Here is a 23,095-nt window from a genome sequence, read left to right as displayed (position 1 = left end):
AGATGCATGATTAACCAGTTATTCACTTATTATTAATATATTTGACAATAATATTGTGGGTATATAAAAGAGTAGAAAAGGGCAGTGATGATGAAAATGAAATATAAAAAAATGGCGACTAAGAGATAGTCGCCATTGGCTGTAGCATCGGGTTGTTATAGTACAACACGCACAATATCGATAGCGCCAAGTTCTTTGTATAGCGTTTCAATTTGTTCAACATTGGTTGCGTTAACAGTTACAGAGACTGCGGTATAAGTCCCTTTGCTGCTTGGCTTTGTCGTTGGAACGTAATCGCCAGGAATTGTTTTTTGAATAACTTCAACAACAAGATCAGCCAATTCTGGTTTATTCTCACCCATAACTTTAAAGGCAAAGCTACAAGGGAATTCAAGTAAATCTTTAAGTTTTGGTTGCTCTTTATTTAAATCTTGCATAATAGAACTCCAAGGTTCGAGTTTTTCTGGTTTTACACCGTGGTATAGATCACAAATCACGGTAATATGCAGGCATCTTAATGCGTCAGTAGCTGGAAAACAAGGTTGTGATTATCTTGGTTATTGGAAAATGTGTATGCAGGCTTGTAAACCTAAACAAGCTGCTTGTTGGCAGCTTGTTTATTTAGGTTGGTGGATGTTATTACAATAGCTTAAAACCAGCTCTGGATAAGCATTTCAACATAATCAACTAAGCGGCTGAAGAAGCTGCCTTGTTTTACTTCTGTCAATGCAACTAATGGGTATTGGGCGATATCTTTATCACCTATGCGGTAATACAACGTACCCATCACTTCACCTTTTTTTATTGGTGCTTTAAGCTCTTTAGTTAACACGAAGCTTGCTTTTAAGTCTTTCACTTGGCTACGAGGGATGGTGACATAAGTATTTTCATTAACACCCAGATCAACCTTGTCAGCATTACCCATCCAGACTTTTTCTGTCACAAAGGTTTGATCTTTTTTATACGGTGTTAGTGTGGTGAAGAAGCGAAAGCCATAGGTTAATAACTTTTTACTTTCTGCAAGGCGAGCATGTTTACTTGCTGTACCCATTACTACGGAAATAAGGCGCATGTTGCCTTCTGTTGCCGTGCTCACCAAGCTGTAACCAGCATTGTCAGTATGGCCAGTTTTTAAGCCATCAACATGCATGCTTTGATCCCATAATAAACCGTTACGGTTATATTGGGTGATACCGTTATAGGTGAATGATTTTTCATCATAGATCTTAAATTCATTTGGCAGATCATGAATTAATGCCCGTGTAAGAACAGAAAGATCATAAGGTGTCGTGTATAAATTTGGGTTATCGAGGCCATGCACATTAGTAAAGTGGGTTGACTTCATACCTAGGTTTTTTGCCCAGCTATTCATTAGCTCAACAAAAGATTGTTGTGAGCCAGCAATATGCTCAGCCATGGCAACACAAGCATCATTACCAGAATCAACAATAATACCGCGATTTAAATCAGAGACTTTAACTGTTTTACCCACTTCTAAGAACATCTTTGATGATCCTGGGAAGTTTTTAGCCCATGCATTTTTACTGATAACGACATTGTCATCAGGAGAAATATTGCCATTTTTAATTTCTTGACCAATAACATAGCTGGTCATTATTTTAGTTAGACTGGCAGGCGCTAATTTTTCATTTTGGTTATGACCAGCAATGATTTTGCCTGAGTTGTAGTCAACAAGAATATAACCTTTAGCCGCAATTTGTGGAGCTTCAGGTACTACTGCTGGGGATGCAGCAACAGTAGCTGAAGCTAACAGAGTGGCAGAGATGGCTACAGAACGGAAAAGCACAGCGGTTTTTTTCATGATATATCTAACTTTAATTAATCTGTGGCGAAAAAGTGGGCTCACTATAACAGATAACACATAGGCAATCAGTGCTTGAACGGAAGTTTCCACAGTTCTGACATTGAGAAATAAACTTTAGTAGAGGTGAGGGTGTTATAGCTAAGGACAATAAAAAGCCTATAGTTGCATTGTTTAAGCAATAAACTATAGGCTTTTAGTATGATTACAAAATAATGATAAGGGTCACTTAGCGTTTTTCAGTGATCATAAATGCTTGCGGGTAATGCTTGTTTTTTACTTGCTTGAGCAATATTTCAGCATCTTTATGATCTAAAAATGGACCTAAGCGAACGCGAAAAATAGCCCTGTCCGCGATCTTTTCAACATCAACACTGGTGCTGTAATGTTGTTTTACTTCACGCTGCATCTGATCCGCTTTTTGTTGGTTATTAACCGCCGCTAGTTGAATAAAATACTGAATAGGAATCGGTGCTTTTTTTATTTCCGCTTTAGTTGATGGTTTTGGTACTGTTATTACTTCAATTTTTACTGGGGCAGTACCATAGCTGATCACACCTAATTTAGATGCAGCAGCCATACTTAAATCAATAATACGGCCATCATGGAATGGGCCACGATCATTAACTCGCACAATCACTGATTTATGATTAAGGGTATTGGTTACACGCACGAAACTTGGTAACGGTAAGGTTTTATGCGCTGCTGTCATTGCAAACATATTATACACTTCACCATTAGCGGTTTTATGACCATGAAATTTTTCGCCATACCATGAAGCAAATCCTGTTTCAGTATAGCCTTTAGGATTTTTTATAATATGGTAGCGTTTGCCGCGTAGAGTATAGTCTTTATTACCACCACGACTATAAGGTTCGTAGTGAGGGGTAATTAATTTTACTTTTGAAAAATCAGGAACAACCTTAGGGGCACGATCATCTTTAAGGGAATAGCGTCCAGCATTAGGGTCATCGGTATTAGGTTTCGCGACTTGAGCTGGCTTAGTGGTTGTATTTGGCTTCGTTTGTGGCTGTTGGGTTTGTTCAGGCGAAGAACTACACCCAGCAAGGATCAGGAAAAAAATTACAAATAGTGAACGCATTTATTAGGTCGCCTTAGACAACATTTTTCGATGAGTGTGAATAGACATCAGAATACCAAAACCAGCCATAAGAGTAACCATTGAGGTACCACCATAACTGACTAAGGGAAGCGGAACACCTACAACAGGCAATAATCCACTTACCATTCCGATATTAACAAAAATATAAACAAAGAAGCTGAGTACGATACTGCCCGCCATCATTCGCCCAAATGCAGTTTGAGCACGGCTTGCTAGTAACAATCCACGTCCAAGCACAAATAAATACATTGCTAATAAACCAATAACACCTGCTAATCCCCACTCCTCGGCAATCACCGCGAAAATGAAGTCAGTATTACGCTCAGGAACAAACTCTAATTGTGATTGGGTACCATGGAGCCAGCCTTTACCAGTGATTCCTCCTGAACCAATAGCTATCTTTGATTGAATAATATGATATCCCGCACCAAGAGGGTCTGACTCAGGATTAAATAAGGTCATTACTCTTGTGCGTTGATAGTCATGCATCAGAAAGAACCATAACACAGGAATAAAGGCACCGAGTAATACCAATGCACCAATTATCACTCGCCAGCTAATTCCTGACAGAAACAGAACAAATATCCCCGATGCGGCGATCAGAATGGATGTACCAAGATCAGGTTGCTTAGCAATTAGGATGGTAGGGGTGAAAATCATCACTAATGCAATAAAAATATGTCGAAAAGCGGGGGGGAGCGGGCGATTACCAATAAAACGTGCCACCATTAACGGTACCGCTAGTTTTATCAGTTCTGATGGCTGAAAACGAATAAAGCCTAAATTAAGCCACCGTTGTGCACCTTTAGAGACTTCTCCAAATGAAAGCACACTAATTAACATTACTAAGCCGATACCAAATAAATACGGTGCCCATGCCTCATAGTGACGCGGTGCTATTTGTGCTAATAACAACATTACCCCAAGCGATAATCCCATTCTTATCGCTTGGCGTTCCATCATCGGCATACTTTGGCCACTGGCACTGTACATGATCACTAATGAGAAACTCATGATAGCGAGTAAGCCTAATAACAACGGAATATCGATATGTAAGCGATCACTTAGTGTTGGCTTTTGGCCCGTTGTTGCCATGATGCTCATTAACGTACCTCTGCGGTTGCTTTTATTGGTGACACTACTGGTGACGGTATGTTGGCAGGAGATTCTATCAACATATGATCAAAGATTTGGCGTGCAATCGGTCCGCCATTACTTGAACCACCACCGGCATTTTCTAGTACCATAGCAACCACAACTTGAGGTTTTTCAAATGGTGCAAAAGCAGTAAAGAGTGCATGGTCTCGTAAATGCTCTTCAAGTTCATCGGCATCGTATTTTTGGTTTTCAGCTAAACCAAAGACTTGCGCAGAGCCTGACTTACCACCTGCTTGATAAGGAGTATCGTAAAATGCTTTACGTGCAGTACCACGGCTACCATATAATACTCGGTGCATACCTTCGCGGGCGATTTCCCACGTTTGAGGGGTTACACCTGTGATCGGTGGAAAGTTTTCAAATTCAGCCGGTGCTTCTACTTTGTTATCAATAATATTTTTAAGTAGATGTGGGCGATGAACAATGCCATTGTTGACTAACACTGAGGTTGCTTTGGCTATTTGTAATGGTGTCGCAGTCCAATACCCTTGTCCAATTCCAACAGGAATAGTATCGCCTTGATACCAAGGGCGCTTATGGCGTGCTTGTTTCCATTCACGGGTTGGCATATTAGCTTTACTTTCTTCGTGAATATCAATGCCGGTGTATTCACCATAACCAAATTTATTCATCCACGTTGATAGTCGATCAATACCCATGTCATAGGCAACTTGATAGAAGTAAGTATCGACAGACTCTTCAATCGCTTTATAGATATTGACTCGGCCGTGACCCCAACGTAACCAGTCACGGAATTTACGACTGGTTGAATTAGGAATTTGCCACCAACCGGGATCATTACGGGTGGTGTTAGGTGTAATAACGCCTTCGGTTAATGCTGCAACAGCAATTAAGGGCTTAACCGTTGATGCTGGCGGATAAATGCCAAGCGTAACGCGGTTAACCAATGGTCGATCAGGGTTATTTAATAATGCGTTGTATTTTTTACTGGAGATGCCGCGCACAAATAAATTGGGATCATAACTTGGGCTTGAGACCATAGCTAAAATCGCATCATCTTTAGGATCTAACACTACAATTGAGCCGCGTTTGTGCTTAATGATCTCTTTGCCAGTTTCAGGATCAATTTTACGTTCAGTTAATAAGTTTTGAACATATTGCTGAAGCTTAATATCAATATTGATCTTGATATCTTTACCAGGAATCGGCGGAATATATTTTAAAGTGCGAATAACACGGCCGCGACTATTAACTTCAACTTCTTGATAGCCTGATGTGCCGTGTAACAGCTCTTCATAATAACGTTCAAGACCGAGCTTACCGATATCTCGAGTCGCTTTGTAATTACTGAGCTGTCCTGCTTTATCTAGCTTTTTAAGGTCACGATCGTTAATTTTAGCCACGTAACCAAGTACATGGGTTAAAGTATCACCATATGGATAATAACGTTTTAGGTGTGCTTTAACTTCAACACCGGGAAGCCGATGTTGATTAACCGAAAACAGTGCCACTTGTTTTTCATTGAGGTGATCAAGGATCGGCACTGATTTAAAACGACGAGTACGACGACGTTCTTTTTGGAAATTAGCAATGTCTTCATCAGTAATGCCCATGATCTGTTTCAGATCTGCAAAAGTTTGATCAAGTTCAGAGACTTTTTCTAGTGTAATTTCAAGGCTGTAGATAGGTCTATTTTCAGCTAATATCACCCCGTTACGGTCGTAAATTAAGCCGCGATTAGGGGATACAGGGACAATTTTAATACGGTTATCATTGGAGCGGGTTTGATAGTCCTGATGCTGTTCAACTTGAATATGAAACAGGTTGAATAGTAGCAAGCCTACAAGTATGGCGATGCCAATAAATGAGACAAGAGCTCGACGAAAAAACAATGCCGACTCAGCGCGATGATCGCGGATCTGGGTTCGCTTTTGTCTCATTGATGATTATTCCCTGTGGTACGGATGGTTAGCCGTGACACTCCATGCACGGTATAAGCTTTCAGCCATTACCACACGCACTAATGGGTGTGGTAGCGTGAGTGGTGATAATGACCAGCTTTGTTCTGCCGCTGCTTTACATGCAGGAGAAAGTCCTTCAGGTCCGCCGATCAAAATTGATACATCGCGGCCATCTAGTTTCCATGCATCCAATTGTTGTGCCAATTGTCCGGTATCCCAGCGTTTACCGGGAATATCCAGTGTGACAATGCGGTTGCCTTTCGCAACTGCAGCTAACATTGCTTCGCCTTCTTTTTGCAGAATGCGAGCAATATCAGCGTTTTTGCCACGCTTTCCTGCTGGAATTTCAATTAATTCCAGTGGCATATCTTTGGGGAAGCGGCGGCTATATTCTTTATAACCCTCCTCAACCCATTTTGGCATTTTAGTACCAACAGCAATCAGTTGAAGCTTCATGATCAATTAGCTCCAAAGCTTCTCCAGTTGGTATAGTTCACGTGCATCTTCTTGCATGATATGCAGCATAACATTACCCATATCCACGATAACCCATTGACCTTCTTTTTCGCCACTGATGCCGAATGGAGGAAAATCAACTAATTTAGTTTCTTTGTTTACGTGATCAGCAATAGATGCCACGTGACGGTTAGATGTACCAGTACAGATAACCATAAAATCGGTGATGCTTGATTTACCGCGAACATCAATAGTTACGATATCTTGTGCTTTAATGTCGTCAATTTTATCAACAATGAAATCGTGTAGTTCTTGTACCTGCAAAGGGATTCCCTCACTTGAGTGTTAGTATAGTAGTGGCCGAATGACGCTATAAGTAGCATCGGTAATGTCAAATAGACATACTGACCATGAATTGTGCCGCAGTATACCATGCTCTTATCAGACCGCGATAAGAGGACAAGGTTCAGACGGTATTTTTTCACATGTTTGTGGGACGATTTAGTCCAAATAAGTAAAAAGTCGCGATTTTGACCTGTATTGAGCCTACTTCATCGGTTGTAAATGGGTTGGAACACCACACATTTCAGCACATAAACAACTCAAGGCAGACCATGGCTGAGTGTCGTAGTCAGTTTTGACTTGAATTTCTAATAGCGTTAGCTGGTGAATAATTGTCACTAAGGTCGCCAGCGGTAGTCGATGTAATGCGCCAATATACATTTCACGACGATTTTGCCACACTCTAAATTGCTCAAAAATTAGGTTTAAAGGGGTGCCTTTTTTGCCCATTTCTTGCATTTTATACAGTTGAGTTAGTTCTCGTTGTAAAGTACGCAATAAAATCGTTGCTTCAACCCCTTCAGCTTGCAATTGCCGTAATATTCGCTGGCTGCGTTTTGCTTGTCCGGCTAATAGCGCATCAATCAATTGAAATGGGGTGTAGTGATTATGACGACTTAATGCTTCTTGTAAGCGCACTATCGTCAGTATGCCATCAGGGTAAAGCAACACTAACTTATGTAAGCTTTGCGATAATGCCAGTAAATTACCTTCATGCCATTGGGCTAGCATTTGTACCGATTCATGATCGGGCTTTAAGCCTAATTGCTGACAGCGGCTTTGAATAAAGCGCGGCATTTGGCGTGGATCAGGCGTATTACACGGTACATACAAGCCAATATTATCAAGCGCTTTAAACCATTTGGTCGTTTCTTGTTTTTTATTAATTCTAGGGCCGGTAAGTATTAATAAAATATCAGGATTTAAGGCGTTAATAACTTCAATTAATGCTTTAGCTTGATTAGCATTTAAGCCAGTTTCAGCAATTTCAAGTTCGATAATTTGTTGCGCTGAAAATAAGCTCATCGCCTGGCAGCAATCTAACACCGCATTCCAATCGATACTGCTATCGATAGTAAAGGCATGGCGTTCGAGAAAGCCTTGTTGGTGAGCGATAAGCTTAATACTATCGCCCGCTTCTTGTTTTAATAACAGCTCATTACCAAACAGTAAATAAGCCTGACGCAGGCCTTTTGTTAGCTGCTGCGTCAGTTGTTCTGGGTAGACTCTCATTGCGCGTTGTGATCTTGTTTTTTATGTATAACCGCAGGTGTAGTCGTGATGGTGGTAGTGCTACCATCTTTGATTGAGACTTTTTGGTTATGCAAAATCTGGTTTAATTCAGCATTTAATTTATCTTCTTCCATCTTATTAAAGACAGTGGTTAGACGTGCGAGTTTACGCATGATTTGTTGTGCTGCTTGCTCACGCATCACATTAATTAACTCATCACGCTCTACAGATTTCGCGAGTGCTGAAAGTGGGTTATCTAAGAAAGTACGCGTAACTTTAGTGCTAAATTGCTCAATACCTTGATTTGGAATAGTGACGGTATAGTTAACGGTTAAGGTTAAATCATATTCTGCTTTACCGTTATTTTGGTATAACGATAACGTACTATCGCCGGTTGATTCACTGGTGATGTTAAGGTTTGGTACTGTTGCTGCTGGTTTTACTTCTTCAATACCATGCAGTTTAAATTGGTATTTCACCATACGGGTTAATTTACCGTAGGGGTCAAAACTGGTTAATGATAATTTAGCAATTCCCTCTGGTAGCATGTAGTTACCACGAAGGTGAAAACCACAAGAAGCTGTTGTAAGCGCGAGAAGAGTAATGATAAGTAGTCGAGTTAGGCTGTTGGCCGAGAAAAAACTTTTCACGAAAGTCAGCTCCTTGAAATAAAAGAAGGTGCGCTAGGCGCAAAATTAAAGATGACTGTAATTATAAAGATCCCCGCAAAAGCGGGGATCTTGAGGTTATTGTCAATGTTAGCGAGCTAACACAGTAACCTTGATTAGTTTGCTACGATATTCAGCAGTTTACCTGGTACATAAATAACTTTACGTACGGTATTGCCATCAGTAAAGCGTGTTACGCCTTCTTCTGCCATAGCAAGTGCTTCTACTTGCTCTTTGGTTGCATCTGCCGCTACGGTTAATTTAGCACGTAGTTTACCGTTAACTTGCACAATAATCAGCTTTTCATCTTCAACCAATGCCGCGGCATCAGCTTGTGGCCATACGGCATGGTCAATGTCTGTTTGACCAAGTGCTTGCCACATTTCAAAACAGATATGCGGTGTCATTGGGTAAAGCATCGTTACAATCGCTTTTAGTGCTTCATCAAGAATAGCACGATCTTGTGCTGATTCTTGTGGCGCTTTAGCAAGCTTGTTCATTAATTCCATGATTGCAGCAATCGCGGTATTGAATGTCTGACGACGGCCAATATCATCGCTTACTTTAGCAATTGTTTTATGGATATCACGACGCAGTGCTTTTTGATCGCTGCTTAGTGCTGTGGTATCAACGGCAGTCGCTTGCCCTTTTTCTGCATGTTCACGTACAAGTTTCCAAACACGTTTAAGGAAGCGGTTAGCACCTTCAACGCCAGATTCTTGCCATTCAAGTGTCATGTCAGCAGGAGATGCAAACATCATAAATAGACGTACAGTATCTGCGCCGTATTTGTCGACCATTTCTTGTGGGTCGATACCGTTGTTTTTAGACTTAGACATTTTGATCATGCCTGAGTGCTCAACGTTGTGACCGTGAGAATCAACAGCTGAAGTGATACGACCTTTACCATCGCGCTCAACCGTTACATCTGTTGGTGCAACCCACTCTTTACCACCTTTGTCTGTGGTGTAGAAGAATGCATCAGCAAGCACCATGCCTTGACATAGTAGTTGCTTGAACGGCTCGTCAGAGGTTACGTAACCTGCATCACGAAGCAATTTGTGGAAGAAGCGAGAGTACAGTAAGTGCATACATGCGTGCTCAATACCACCAATGTATTGGTCTACAGGTAGCCAGTAGTTCGCTTTTTCTGGATCTAGGATATCGTCAGCTTGTGGTGAACAGTAACGTGCGTAGTACCAAGAAGATTCCATGAAGGTATCAAAGGTATCTGTTTCACGTAATGCTGGCTCACCGTTAAAGGTGGTTTTCGCCCACTCTTTATCAGCTTTAATTGGACTGGTTACGCCATCCATTACCACGTCTTCTGGCAGAATGACTGGTAGTTGATCTGCAGGTACTGGGTGAACTTCACCATCTTCAGTGGTTACCATTGGGATTGGTGCGCCCCAGTAACGTTGACGAGATACGCCCCAGTCACGTAGACGGAAGTTAACTGTCTTTTTGCCTTTGCCTTCAGCTTCAAGTTTGGTTGCAATTGCATCGAATGCTTGTTGGAAGTTTAGGCCATCGAACTCACCAGAGTTGAATAGGATACCTTTTTCAGTGTATGCCGCTTCAGAAATGTCAGCATCGCTACCATCTTCAGGCTTGATAACCGCCATGATGTCGATGTTGTACTTAGTCGCAAATTCAAAATCACGTTGATCGTGCGCAGGTACTGCCATTACCGCACCTGTGCCGTAATCCATCAGTACGAAGTTTGCTACGTATACTGGCACTTCACGACCATCTAGTGGGTGGATAGCTGTTAGGCCAGTATCCATGCCTTTCTTTTCCATCGTTGCAAGATCAGCTTCTGCAACTTTGTTATTACGGCATTCGTGAATGAAATCTGCAAGTTCAGGGTTATTTTCTGCCGCTTTTGCCGCCAGTGGGTGACCTGCTGCAATGCTAACAAAAGTAACACCCATAAGAGTATCTGGGCGAGTTGTGTAAACTTCTAGATCGTCTTGACCTTTAACGTTAAACGTTAGCTCCACACCTTCAGAGCGGCCGATCCAGTTACGTTGCATGGTCTTAACCATCTCAGGCCAGCCATCAAGGGTATCAAGATCGTCAAGTAGCTCTTGCGCATACTCAGTGATCTTAATGAACCACTGTGGAATTTCTTTTTGTTCAACAGGGGTGTCACAACGCCAGCAACAACCGTCTTCTACTTGTTCGTTAGCCAGTACTGTTTGGTCGTTAGGGCACCAGTTTACAGAAGATGTCTTTTTGTAAACTAAACCTTTGTTGTACAGTTTAGTGAAGAACTCTTGTTCCCAACGGTAGTACTCAGGAGTACAAGTTGCGAATTCACGGTTCCAATCGTAACCAAAACCTAATAATTTAAGTTGGTTCTTCATGTATTCGATATTTTCGTAGGTCCACGGTGCAGGAGCAGTGTTATTTTTTACTGCTGCGTTCTCTGCTGGAAGACCAAATGCATCCCAACCAATTGGCTGCATGACATTTTTGCCTTGTAAGCGTTGGTAGCGAGAGATAACATCACCGATAGTGTAGTTACGCACGTGACCCATGTGCAAGCGACCACTTGGGTACGGGAACATAGAGAGACAGTAGAATTTTTCTTTATTAGGATCTTCACTAACAACAAAGGTCTTATTGTTATCCCAATGTTCTTGAACTTTTTGTTCAATGTCCTGTGGACGATATTGTTCTTGCATCGATGATATCCAGAATTTTGTGAGTTTAATACAAACACATTCATTGTAATCGACATAGGATAACCAAAGGTAAAGGTGTCAACAATAGCTGATAGCGATTCGGCGACCTTAATCTTGTATTTGGACGTAATTACGTAATTATTTCGTACATTGGCTGAGGATTAATCCCATGACTAAGCAACAAAAGCAGTATGAAGCAGTATTAGAAAAAGTAACTGAAGCGCTTAAGCATAGTCCAGAAGAGCTAAAGAAGTTTTTTAGAATCACTGAGCTGTATGGTAAAGCAGCTAGCGATATGACTAAAGATGAGCTGGCATTGATTGAAGCGTATATTAAAAGCGATCTTAAAACGACCGAGTTGTATGGCAAAGCAGCTAGCGATATGACCAAAGATGAGTTGTCATTAGTGGAAGCTTATGTCAAAAGTGATCTAAAAACGTTTACTGAAGAAGTGAAAAATAGCTCAGAACCTTTCAGTGAAAGTCCGTTTTATAAGTTAGTTAGTGAAAGTATTTGGAAGAATTTAGCTGAAATTACTGATAAGACGCAATTAGAGTGGATTGAAGTGATGGAAGACATTCAACACAAAGGTGTTTATCAAGCTGGTGAACTGGTTGGATTAGGTAATCTAGTGTGTGAGCAATGTGGCCATACACAAATGATCACGCATGTAACACGTATTGAGCCTTGTGTGAAATGTGGTTGTGAGCAGTTTTCACGTTTGCCATTAAACCCGTAATGGGTCGTGTGATTTCTCGCAATTAAAAACGCAGCGCTATCGACGCTGCGTTTTTTTATATATTGAGTCGATGTTTAATAATCTGGTTGCTCAATGGTATCTACGACTACAGCTGCATCTGCAGGCTTAATAGTATTAGCCGGTTTTTGCAGTTGCGACTGCTGTTGTTGAGGGACGGCTTGAGTTGGCTGATAGTTCTGATTAAATTCAGGCAATACGTGATCATAACCTTTGATTTCACGCGTCGCTGCTGTCATTGGCTCATAAGTAAATTTTTGACCTGCCAACGATGCTTCAATCATTGCGCCACCCTTGGTGCGAGTAAAGATAGCAACACCGTTGATGTAGCTTTTAGTCATGTAATCACTACCCGCATTCATACCAGCACCGGCAGTACCAACTTTAGCTGATGCGCCTTCATCTAAGGCTACCGCAGAAGCTTGAGCATCTAATTCTAGACCACCTTCAACAAAGCGATCATAAGCGCGTTTATCTTGAAAGAATAGAATTTCGCTAAAGGCTTGGCCACCAAATTGTAATCCAATCGATAGCTGGTATAACTTAGCAAATCCCATCGCTTTATTGGCTTTAAATACCACCCCTGAGCCGTAAGCACCACCAACCCAAAAGCCACCTTTACCCACAGATGGAAAAACAGCATATCCATAAGCAGAATGGAAAAAAGGTTGTGTTTGTGGGGATTTGTAAAAATGAGCTAATGCATCTTTAGTGTCATTTTGTTGTTCTTGAGCAAGTGCTTGAGTTGATAGCATCAGCATCAATAATGAACATACGCTAATAAATAATTTGTATGGTGCTTTCATTTGTTGTTCCTTATCGTCGCCAGAGGTGGTGTAGACCAGCGGAGTCGCAGCGGTTATTTATCATAAAACTTTAACAAATTAGCCGCAAAAAAAAAGGTGAAGTTATTAACTTCACCTTAGAGTTTATTCTTTTTCTGTCGAGCGTAAGTCACGGAAATGTCCGCGTTTACGTCGAATGAGTAGCCAAGATAACGCTAATGCCCATAAACAGTAACCGTATAATGGCCAACTACCTAAAGTGGTATAAGGTGTCATACCAATGGTTGGTATCACTTTATCTTTTAATACCCCTGTGACAAATTGTGGTAATTCTTTGGTGATATGGCCATTATGGTCAACCACGGCAGTAATACCTGTATTTGTTCCACGTAACAAGGGCTTACCAAACTCTAGCGCTCGCATTTGGGCAATTTCCATATGTTGGAACGGTCCGATTGAGCGCCCAAACCAGGCATCATTTGAAAGGGTAAGTAGTAGCTCCGTTTCTTTGGTGATGTTTTCGCGAATTTGCTCACCAAAAGCAATTTCGTAACACAGTGCCGGTGCAATAGAGTAACCATGGGCTTGAATATTCGGTTGAATATAAGCGCCACGACTAAATGACGACATCGGTAGGTTAAAGAATGGTGCTAACGGACGTAGAATACTTGCAAACGGTACAAACTCCCCAAAAGGTAATAGGTGATGTTTAGTGTAACGGGTTGCGGTGTTGTAGTTATACGGGCCGTCGGCATCGACACCGAGTGTTAAAATATTATTGAAAAATTCACCATCCGCTTTTTGATCTAAAATACCGGTGATCACTGTGCTGTTATTAGCACGTGCGGCAGCATCGAGATTTTGTAAGAAGGTTGGAATATCTTCTTCAAGTGCAGGAATGGCAGCCTCAGGCCAAATAATAAGATCAGAACCCCAATTGTCGCGAGTCAGATCCATATATTTCATCAAGGTTGGCCAACGGTGACTTGGCAGCCACTTTTCTTCTTGAGATATATTGCCTTGGATCAGAGCCACAGTAACACTGTGTTTAGGATCGGGTTTAACCCACTGCGGAATGCCAGCTAAAAGTGCTAAGATCGCCACTAAAATAGCAACCAGTAAGGGACGCCAATTACGGTAATAGATGGTGGCAACAATTGAGCCAGAGATAAGCATCAACGCGAGGGTAATGCCTTCGACACCTAAGATCGGTGCAAAGTGTGCCAATGGTGTATTGAGCTGGCTATAGCCCATCCACAGCCATGGAAAACCAGTAAACAGCCAGCCTCGAACCCAATCAAGCAGTAGCCAAATAACAGGGCCTGAAAGCAATAACTGATGGAAAGGACGTTGGCGGTTAAAGCGATTAAATAAATAGCCAAATAGCGCTGGATAAAGTGCGAGATAGCTAATTAATAATCCCATTAAGAACATACTGGCAATTTTAGGCATACCACCAAAGGTATCAATGCTGACATGTACCCAGCTGATGCCAGTACCAAACATGCCTAAGCCGTAAAAAAAACCAATGAATGCTGAACGTTTAGGAGATTGTTTCTGTAATAAAAATAAAAACAGAATCAATGTTAATGGAGCAATAAATGCGTAGTCATAAGGGGCAAAAGACAACGTTGCAATTGCGCCCGCAGGGACAGCTGCAAGCAACTGTCCCAACAAGATGAGTGTTTTTTTTGTCATCATTTACGGAGTAATGGTAGGTTGAAATGCTTCGTCAGGCACCGTTACTTGTAACTGAATAATGCGACGATTATCAGACGAGGTCACTTTAAATGAATAACCATTAACTTCAACGACTTCACCGCGCGATGGCAAATGACCAAAACTCATCATGACAAGTCCACCGACAGTATCGACTTCTTCATCACAAAACGAGGTTTGGAACAGTTCATTGAAATCTTCAATGGTTGTTAATGCTTTTACTGCGTAGGTATGTTTACTTAATTGGCGAACATCTTGCTCTTCTTCGTCGTCAAATTCGTCTTCGATTTCGCCAACAATTTGCTCAAGAATATCTTCAATCGTAATAACACCAGATACCCCACCAAACTCATCAACCACAATTGCCATATGGTAGCGTTCTTCGCGGAACTCTTTTAATAATCGATCGACACGCTTACTTTCTGGTACAACAACAGCAGGGCGTAATACTTTATCAATATCAAAAGGCTCGCTATCAGGTAATAAATAACGCAATAAGTCTTTGGCTAATAAAATACCTTCAACATGGTCTTTATCATCACTAATAACAGGGTAGCGAGAGTGTTGGGCTTCAACAATTAAATCAATCAGATCTTCTAACTTCTGAGAACGCTCGACAGTCGTCATTTGTGAGCGTGGAATCATAATATCCCGTACTCGCATTTCGGCTATTTCCATCACACCTTCGAGCATGTCGCGAGTGTCATGATCTATCAAATCGTTTTCTTCCGAGTCACGGAATACTTCAACTAATTCTTCACGGTTTTGTGGTTCACCTTGAAAAAGTTGGCCAATACGTTCAAAGAAGGACTTTCTACTCGGACCTTCAGTTGTTGGAGAGTTATCTTCGTTCATTATTTACTTTATCAATTAAGTGGACATCGCCACGGAAATGCGGTTTAGCTTAGTAAACCGCGAAATATATGTTGCTATACTACTACTTTTACTACTGCTTTTCAGAAATATAAGGATCAACAAAGCCCATGTTTTGCATGATTTCTGTTTCTAATGCTTCCATTTCTTCAGCTTCGTCATCTTCAATATGATCATAACCTAGCAGATGCAGACTGCCGTGTACAACCATATGTGCCCAATGCGCATCCAGCGGTTTTTGCTGTTGAGCGGCTTCCGCTTCGACCACTTGACGACAAATAATTAAATCACCCAGTAAATCAATTTCAACGGCTGGTGGCGCTTCAAAAGGAAACGACAGCACATTGGTTGGACGATCTTTACCACGATATTCAAGGTTTAGTGCATGGCTTTCTTGTTCATCAACCAGACGAATGGTCACTTCTGCGTCGGCTTGAAACGGTGTTACAGCGGCATTTAGCCATTGTTGGAATTGCGCTTCCGTTGGTAATCCCGCTTCGTCAGCTGTTGCAAGTTGTAGATCAAGGTAAATCGCCATTAGTTACTCTTTTTGTGATTCAATTTTAGCAGCGGTTGCCACGGCGAGTAAGGCGGCTTCTTTGGCTTCTTGCTCTGTGCGACGACGTTGTTCTGCTTGTTTACGTTGTTTTTGATCTTCACTTTCCCATACTTCGTAAGCTTGAACGATACGAGCAACCACAGGGTGGCGCACAACATCATTGGCTAAGAAAAAGTTAAAGCTAATATCATCAACATTGGATAGTACTTCAATTGCGTGTCGTAAGCCTGAACGAGCGCCACGTGGTAAATCAATTTGGGTTACATCACCGGTGATCACCGCGCGTGAATTAAAGCCAATACGGGTTAGGAACATTTTCATTTGTTCAACGGTGGTATTTTGGCTCTCATCTAAAATAATAAACGCATCATTGAGGGTGCGGCCGCGCATATAAGCTAGCGGTGCGACTTCAATTACATTACGTTCAATCAGCTTTTCGACACGTTCAAAACCAAGCATTTCAAATAATGCATCATAAAGCGGGCGTAAATATGGGTCGACTTTCTGGCTTAAATCGCCAGGTAAGAAACCTAGTTTTTCTCCTGCTTCAACTGCTGGGCGGGTCAGTAGAATACGACGTACTTCTTGACGTTCAAGGGCATCAACTGCCGCAGCAACAGCAAGATAAGTTTTACCAGTACCAGCAGGGCCGACACCAAAAGTAATATCGTGGCCAACAATATTGGCAATATATTGGGCTTGGTTGGGCGTGCGTGGCTTGATGATCCCTTTTTTGGTTTTGATATGAACTTCTTTACCAAAAGGAATCGTGGTTTCTACCGTTTGTTCTAGTACGCCTGAAGCTTTAATCGCCAGATGAATATGGTCAGGTTCAATATCAGGAATATTGTTATGTACGGGAGCCGTATCAACATAGAGATCTTTAATGATATTGGTAACAGCTTCGGCGGTGTGTGGTTGACCAACAACACTAAAGTGGTTGCTGCGGTGATTGATTTCAACGCCCAAACGACGCTCTAACTGTTTGATATTGTCGTCAAATGGACCACAAAGACTAGATAGGCGCTGATTATTCGCAGGCTCTAAATCAAATTCTACAGTAATTATTTTGCTCAAGGTTTGCCTCTCATTGAGGTCGCCTGTTAGCAGGCGACCATGTTTTCAGGGCATGCGGGTTACTTTAAATAATGCCTATAACAGTCTTGATGAAACTGCCAGTATTACGCATTATTCTGGAGTATATACGCCTACACCTAAGTCATCTTCACGACGGGTTTTTGCCATCATTGCAGTTGGTGACATTGCTACGCGAAGATCCATTTCTGCTTCAGTGCGAACCAGTTCGCCACGCAATGAGTTAGTAAATACATCAATGATTTTTACATCAACAAATTGACCAATCAATTCAGCAGAACCTTCAAAGTTCACAATACGGTTATTTTCAGTACGGCCACGTAGTTCCATGACATTTTTACGTGATGGTCCTTCAACTAAAATACGTTGCTCTGTGCCTAACATTTGACGTGCATGACGCATAGCTTGACTATTCAGTTGTTGCTGTAGCGCGTAAAGACGCTCTTTCTTTACTTCCTCTGTCAGATCACAAGGGTAATCTGCGGCAGGCGTACCTGGACGAGGTGAGAAGATAAAGCTGTAACTAATATCAAAATCGATATCACGAATAAGCTTCATGGTATCTTCAAAATCTTGATCAGATTCGCCAGGGAACGCGACAATAAAGTCTGAACTCATGGTGATATCTGGACGTACTTTACGTAATTTACGGATTTTTGACTTATATTCAAGCACCGTGTGAGGGCGCTTCATCATTGTCAGAATACGATCCGAACCACTTTGTACTGGTAGGTGTAAGTAATTAACCAGTTCCGGTGTATCTTGGTAAACATCAATGATGTCATCAGTAAATTCAATTGGATGACTGGTTGTGTAACGAATACGGTCAATACCATCAATTGCAGCCACTAAACGCAAAAGTTCTGCAAAGCTAGCAACGTCACCGTCATGAGTAGGGCCACGGAATGCGTTAACATTTTGACCAAGTAGGTTAACTTCACGTACGCCTTGATCTGCCAGTTGAGCGATCTCAAATAACACGTCATCAATAGGGCGGCTAACTTCTTCACCACGGGTGTAAGGTACAACACAGTAAGTACAGTACTTAGAACAACCTTCCATGATAGAAACAAACGCTGTTGCGCCATCAGCACGAGGCTCTGGCAAGCTATCGAATTTTTCAATCTCTGGGAATGAAATATCCATCACGGTTTTTTCATTTGATTGAGAGCGCTTAATCATCTCAGGCAAACGGTGTAGGGTTTGTGGGCCAAAGATCACATCAACGTAAGGTGCGCGTTTGCGAATTGAATCACCTTCTTGAGTCGCTACACAGCCACCAACGCCAATCACTAGATCGGGCTTTTTATCTTTTAGTTTTTTCCAGCGGCCTAGCTGATGGAAAACTTTCTCTTGTGCTTTTTCACGGATCGAACAGGTGTTAAGTAGCAGAACATCTGCTTCTTCTGGGATTTCTGTTAACTCGAAGCCATTAGCAGCATTAAGAAGATCGGCCATTTTTGATGAATCGTATTCGTTCATCTGGCAGCCCCAGGTTTTAATCAGCAGTTTCTTCGCCATCTCTCTTCGCTCGTAGTGTTGATTCATTACATTCAGATTACGGGCTGACAGGGCTGCATTACCATCTTTGAAGTAACGCCCTGTAGCAAGCCGCGTATTGTACTGCTTTAAACTCGGTCTGACTAGATCATCACCACCCCGAAAAAATTGTGGTCTTTTGATGGCGGCTAGCGATAAAGATGAAACGATTTAAAAAGTGATTGTTCATCATAGACTTTATCAAGCGTTCCCATACCCAATTGGCGCATTTGTTTACGGATCCATAATGTCCGTTGATAAACATAATTGCTCATTGGGCTGGCTTTGATTTTATACGGATCAGGCAATACTGCGGCTAGTTGTGCCGCTTGTTGGGCGCTAAGACGACTAGCAGGTATATGGAAAAAGTGTTCGCTCGCAGCTTCAACACCATAGATACCGGGTCCAAATTCAATCACATTTAAATAGGTTTCTAAAATGCGATCTTTGCCCCAGATAACTTCCATCCATAACGAAAAATACAGTTCGATACCTTTACGAATAAAAGAATGCCAGGGGAATAAAAACACATTCTTGGCCGTTTGCTGGCTAATGGTACTTGCGCCGCGACTCGGACCATTCTTACCACTGTGCTCTAGTACCGATAAGGTCGCTTGGAGATCAATACCATGATGTTCAGGAAAGGTTTGATCTTCCGATGCAATAACGGCTAACTGCATATTTTTTGAAATCTGATTCAAATTTACCCATTGATGCTGGGTTTTTGCCGGGTAACCTTGAGGTGGAAAGAGGGCTCGACTGATTTCCCAGCCCCAAAAGGGCGGATTAATAAATTTAAAAATAACGATCAATATAATCGGTATAATAAGGGCACATAGAATAAGTTTAACGATAAAGCGTCGAAAGCCTGCCAGCATGGTGATTAGATTCCTTTCAGCAGTGAGAGATCATGGCCTGAGTGGTAGTTAACGGCATATACGTTATGGTAGTACACCGTTAAGCGTGTTTTCTTATACAATTATTCAACATAATGATTGGCAAGATTATAACTAAATAACAAGCCAAGACATAATAGGCAGGTGAAATGATGGAACAATATGATGTTATTGTTGCTGGTGGCGGTATGGTTGGCGCCGCTGCTGCAATCGGTTTGGCTCAGCAAGGGTTTGAAGTCGCAGTTATTGAAGGTTATGCGCCTGCACCTTTTGATGCTGAACAAGCGATGGATTTACGGGTGTCTGCGATTTCGCCACACTCAGTGGCACTACTAGAACAATTAAACGCATGGCAAGCAGTGTTGGCGATGCGTTTATGTCCTTTTAAACGGCTTGAAACATGGGAACACCCAGAATGTCGAACCCGCTTTAATGCTGATGAAATGCAGTTACAACAATTGGGCTATATTGTTGAAAATCGTGTGATCCAACTCGCGCTATGGCAGCAATTTGAACAATACGACAATATTAGTTTATTGTGCCCTGCAACCATGGTGGCAGCAACAGCAATTGATGATGGTTATCAGGTTGAATTAAATGACGGAGCATTGATTAACTGTGGTTTATTGATCGGTGCAGATGGTGCCAACTCGCAAGTACGTCACCAAGCAAATATTGGTATTACAGCATGGGATTATCGCCACCATTGTATGTTGATTAACATTGCCACGGCGTTACCACAGCAAGACATTACTTGGCAGCAGTTTACCCCTGCCGGTCCACGATCATTTTTGCCGTTACCTGGTCATCAAGGATCGTTAGTTTGGTATGACTCTCCTGCGCGTATTCGACAATTATCAGCCATGCCTGCTGCGCAATTACAGGCAGAAATAACCGCCGCTTTTCCTTCAGAATTAGGTGAGTTTACTGTACTTAATCATGGCAGTTTTCCGTTAACTCGTCGCCACGCACAAAGCTACTATAAGCCGAATGTTGTACTGCTTGGTGATGCCGCACACACCATTAATCCATTAGCCGGTCAAGGGGTAAATTTAGGCTTTAAAGATGTTGGTTGTTTATTAGACAAAATCAGTCAGGCTGGTAATGACTGGCAGCAATCGCAAGTACTGGCGAATTATGAACGTTGTCGTCGACCTGATAATTTGTTAATGCAAACAGGTATGGATTTTTTCTACAGTACTTTTAGTAATGATATTGGACCATTAAAGTTACTACGTAATGTCAGTTTACGGGTTGCAGATCATACTGGCACTATAAAAAAACAGGTACTTAAATACGCGATGGGTATTTAATAGAAGTTTATTGGATAGTGCTTGTTGTTTGTGACATCTTTGTTATGGCAAAGATGAATTCACAGGAGGAAGCATTGTTTATTACCAACATTAGCCGATTTTTAACGCGACTGTGGTATTACCCTTCATTAAATATGGGATTAAGAGGCTCGGCAGCGATAATTCTGATCGGCGTGCTTGGCATGGTTGGAGAGCGATTAGATTTAGCCTCTTATGCCATAATTGCCATGCCGGCAGCATTATTAAGCGGTCTAGATCAACCGGGCCCTAAGCGATGGCAACGGCTCGGTATCTCGATTGTGATCTGGGCTGCCGCTATCACGCTTTCGTTGGGGCTTTTTTATAGCTCATTACCGTTATGGCTCAGCTTTGCTATTATTGCGATGTTGCTTGCTTCTCCTGCTGTTAATGGTCCATTCTGGACACGATTAGGTATTTCTTCGCTCTATTTAGCTACGGTTTGTTTCTCTTTATTTAATCAACATTCGCCCCTACAAAATTTCCCAGTATTATTATTAGGTCCGGTGACCTTTGCGCTGTTTAGTTGGCTGTGGTTTGTGGTATGGAAAAATCTAGCCTTACGCTCAAGCCTGGCTGCTATTTATAATGGTTTAGCGGATTATATTGCACTGAGACAACGGATATTATTAGGGGAAGCCGAGTTGCTGGCGGCTTTATCAAACCAAAAGCATCGCTTGGTTGATTTATTTAGCCAAACGATTCAATCAAGCGCATCGTATACTGCGACAAAAAAGCGCCAATCATTGATAGCCAGTTTACAGGTTGCAAGTGATGTTTTTGAATTAGCTATTATTGGCCATTCAACCAATCAACTACTCTTAGCTCGGTTTGAGGATCCTATTCGTCGCCAGCAATTGATCTTGTGGAGCCAACACGCGCAACAAATTTTACATCGTCAAGCTAAGGCGATTCAAAGTGGTGGTCGCTACCAGTGTCAACATCAGCTGTCTGCATTAGCGCAACCTTTAGTGGCGAGTACCGTTGATGATGCTCATGCACAATTGCGGCTGTGGGGAAGAGCGATTATTCGTATCTCCCAGGTGATTGAAAATAATAAGCCATTATACCAACGGCAGTTTCAAGTGCAGCCATTTGAACTCACTTGGCGCTGGCCTGTATTTGGTCATCCTATTTGGCGTTATATCGCACGAATGGGAATCATCTTTGCTGTTGGAGTTGGCATTGCCCAGTACTTTCAGTTATTACGCCCAGAGTGGGTGGTGTTAACTATGGTGTTGGTATTGCAGCCTGGATTTGTCGCGACCAAAAGCCGTGTTTGGCAGCGATGTATTGGTACTATTGGCGGATTAGTATTTGCGCTGGTGGTGATTAAATCAGGGTTACCTGTTGGTGCAATGCAATTGATCACCTTAATGTTAGTTCCAATATCATTAACGTTGATTTTACGCTATTACGTAGCAGCTGTTGGTGGTTTCTGTGCGGTATTGATATTGGCGTTAGAGTTACTTGCTCATCAAGGGTTAGCTCTAATGTTACCGCGCTTAATTGATTGTTTTGTGGGGGCGATGGTCGTGCTATTAGGGATGACGTTTTTGTGGCCGCAATGGCGCAGTCATGACATCAATAACAAAGCAACTCAGGGAATAATCACTGCCGGGGTGTTACTTAATTATGCGTTTTGTCAGTTAAAAGGTGATAATCGAGCAGATTTTATTATTGATGAACAAGCACGGCAAACCTTAATGGGATACCGTAAAAATGTGTTGATGGCAGAGCATGATTGGGAGTTGGTTTTTAATGAAATGCAGCAAGAGCCCAAACGTACTCATAAAGATAGTGACTATCAACAACAATTATTAGAACAATACCATCAGCTAGTACATTATCTTTGTATTTTAGTTTCGATGCTACGCAAAGGGGTTGTATTGCCCGCAATTGTTGATTATCAAGTACCTATTGAGCAAGGGATTGAAGCATTGGTTATACAGTTACGAGATGGAATTGATACCACATTTCCTTATCTTGATGATTTAAATACTGAGTTACAAGATGATAGCTTATCTGCAGATCAAATGACGGTAAGGGCGGTGATCATGTTGTCAGCGGCAACATTAAAACATCTTCACCAATTAAGAAGTAGTGGTGAACTGATTTAATCGGTTA

At 41.8% G+C, this 23,095-nt stretch carries 20 protein-coding genes; 3 read left to right on the top strand and 17 right to left on the bottom strand.

Annotation, left to right across the window (positions count from 1 at the left end):
• Positions 1–155: 155 nt before the first annotated feature.
• The 10 genes from ybeD to leuS form a co-directional block, all read right to left on the bottom strand.
• Positions 156–437, bottom strand: coding sequence for a DUF493 family protein YbeD (gene ybeD / locus PMAL9190_RS18415; protein ID WP_087846645.1), 282 nt, complete (start codon positions 435–437; stop codon positions 156–158).
• 212 nt (positions 438–649) lie between these two features.
• Complete coding sequence (locus PMAL9190_RS18410) at positions 650–1,822, bottom strand: serine hydrolase (protein ID WP_087846643.1); 1,173 nt, start codon at positions 1,820–1,822, stop codon at positions 650–652.
• A 229-nt stretch (positions 1,823–2,051) separates the two neighbouring features.
• Complete coding sequence (locus PMAL9190_RS18405) at positions 2,052–2,924, bottom strand: septal ring lytic transglycosylase RlpA family protein (RefSeq protein WP_087846641.1); 873 nt, start codon at positions 2,922–2,924, stop codon at positions 2,052–2,054.
• A gap of 3 nt (positions 2,925–2,927) precedes the next feature.
• Entirely contained in the window at positions 2,928–4,049 is a 1,122-nt protein-coding gene (rodA, locus tag PMAL9190_RS18400; RefSeq protein ID WP_087846639.1) for a rod shape-determining protein RodA, read from the bottom strand.
• Entirely contained in the window at positions 4,049–6,004 is a 1,956-nt protein-coding gene (gene mrdA / locus PMAL9190_RS18395; protein WP_087846637.1) for a penicillin-binding protein 2, read from the bottom strand. The genes rodA and mrdA overlap by 1 nt, the downstream gene beginning before the upstream one ends.
• A 6-nt stretch (positions 6,005–6,010) precedes the next feature.
• On the bottom strand, positions 6,011–6,481 hold the full coding sequence (gene rlmH, locus PMAL9190_RS18390; RefSeq protein ID WP_087846635.1) for a 23S rRNA (pseudouridine(1915)-N(3))-methyltransferase RlmH: 471 nt from the start codon (positions 6,479–6,481) through the stop codon (positions 6,011–6,013).
• 6 nt (positions 6,482–6,487) lie between these two features.
• A complete protein-coding gene (gene rsfS, locus PMAL9190_RS18385) occupies positions 6,488–6,805 on the bottom strand; it encodes a ribosome silencing factor (protein ID WP_087846633.1) in 318 nt (105 codons plus the stop codon).
• Between the two features lie 222 nt (positions 6,806–7,027).
• Positions 7,028–8,056: a DNA polymerase III subunit delta gene (gene holA / locus PMAL9190_RS18380; RefSeq protein WP_087846631.1), complete on the bottom strand. Its 1,029-nt coding sequence runs from the start codon at positions 8,054–8,056 to the stop codon at positions 7,028–7,030.
• A complete protein-coding gene (locus PMAL9190_RS18375) occupies positions 8,053–8,706 on the bottom strand; it encodes an LPS-assembly lipoprotein LptE (RefSeq protein ID WP_087846629.1) in 654 nt (217 codons plus the stop codon). Before PMAL9190_RS18375 ends, holA begins: the two co-directional genes overlap by 4 nt.
• 134 nt (positions 8,707–8,840) lie before the next feature.
• Entirely contained in the window at positions 8,841–11,414 is a 2,574-nt protein-coding gene (gene leuS, locus PMAL9190_RS18370) for a leucine--tRNA ligase (RefSeq protein WP_087846627.1), read from the bottom strand.
• A 169-nt stretch (positions 11,415–11,583) separates the two neighbouring features.
• On the opposite strand from leuS, the gene PMAL9190_RS18365 reads away from it, so the two are divergent.
• Positions 11,584–12,153, top strand: a complete 570-nt coding sequence (locus tag PMAL9190_RS18365; protein WP_087846625.1) for a zinc ribbon-containing protein — start codon at positions 11,584–11,586, stop codon at positions 12,151–12,153.
• Between the two features lie 74 nt (positions 12,154–12,227).
• On the opposite strand, the gene PMAL9190_RS18360 is transcribed toward PMAL9190_RS18365, so the two are convergent.
• From PMAL9190_RS18360 to mtgA, 7 genes are all read right to left on the bottom strand, one after another.
• Positions 12,228–12,977 (bottom strand): lipid-binding SYLF domain-containing protein, encoded by a 750-nt coding sequence (locus PMAL9190_RS18360; RefSeq protein WP_087846623.1) that lies wholly within the window; start codon positions 12,975–12,977, stop codon positions 12,228–12,230.
• Between the two features lie 123 nt (positions 12,978–13,100).
• Positions 13,101–14,654: an apolipoprotein N-acyltransferase gene (gene lnt, locus PMAL9190_RS18355; RefSeq protein ID WP_087846691.1), complete on the bottom strand. Its 1,554-nt coding sequence runs from the start codon at positions 14,652–14,654 to the stop codon at positions 13,101–13,103.
• Positions 14,655–14,657: 3 nt separating this feature from the next.
• Entirely contained in the window at positions 14,658–15,530 is an 873-nt protein-coding gene (gene corC / locus PMAL9190_RS18350; RefSeq protein WP_061000167.1) for a CNNM family magnesium/cobalt transport protein CorC, read from the bottom strand.
• A 91-nt stretch (positions 15,531–15,621) separates the two neighbouring features.
• Entirely contained in the window at positions 15,622–16,086 is a 465-nt protein-coding gene (gene ybeY / locus PMAL9190_RS18345; protein WP_087846622.1) for an rRNA maturation RNase YbeY, read from the bottom strand.
• A gap of 3 nt (positions 16,087–16,089) precedes the next feature.
• Complete coding sequence (locus PMAL9190_RS18340; protein ID WP_087846621.1) at positions 16,090–17,184, bottom strand: PhoH family protein; 1,095 nt, start codon at positions 17,182–17,184, stop codon at positions 16,090–16,092.
• 111 nt (positions 17,185–17,295) lie between these two features.
• Positions 17,296–18,723, bottom strand: coding sequence for a tRNA (N6-isopentenyl adenosine(37)-C2)-methylthiotransferase MiaB (miaB, locus tag PMAL9190_RS18335; RefSeq protein ID WP_087846619.1), 1,428 nt, complete (start codon positions 18,721–18,723; stop codon positions 17,296–17,298).
• Between the two features lie 167 nt (positions 18,724–18,890).
• Entirely contained in the window at positions 18,891–19,619 is a 729-nt protein-coding gene (gene mtgA / locus PMAL9190_RS18330; protein ID WP_087846617.1) for a monofunctional biosynthetic peptidoglycan transglycosylase, read from the bottom strand.
• Positions 19,620–19,789: 170 nt separating this feature from the next.
• On the opposite strand from mtgA, the gene PMAL9190_RS18325 reads away from it, so the two are divergent.
• Positions 19,790–20,950 (top strand): 2-octaprenyl-3-methyl-6-methoxy-1,4-benzoquinol hydroxylase, encoded by a 1,161-nt coding sequence (locus PMAL9190_RS18325; protein WP_087846615.1) that lies wholly within the window; start codon positions 19,790–19,792, stop codon positions 20,948–20,950.
• A 53-nt stretch (positions 20,951–21,003) separates the two neighbouring features.
• A complete protein-coding gene (locus PMAL9190_RS18320; protein ID WP_159458407.1) occupies positions 21,004–23,088 on the top strand; it encodes an FUSC family protein in 2,085 nt (694 codons plus the stop codon).
• The last annotated feature ends 7 nt before the right edge of the window (positions 23,089–23,095 follow it).

The organism is Photobacterium malacitanum (genome assembly GCF_900185615.1).
Lineage (GTDB): Bacteria > Pseudomonadota > Gammaproteobacteria > Enterobacterales > Vibrionaceae > Photobacterium > Photobacterium malacitanum.
Note: the sequence above shows the minus strand (reverse complement) of the source record. Positions and strands in the feature narration are given on the sequence as shown.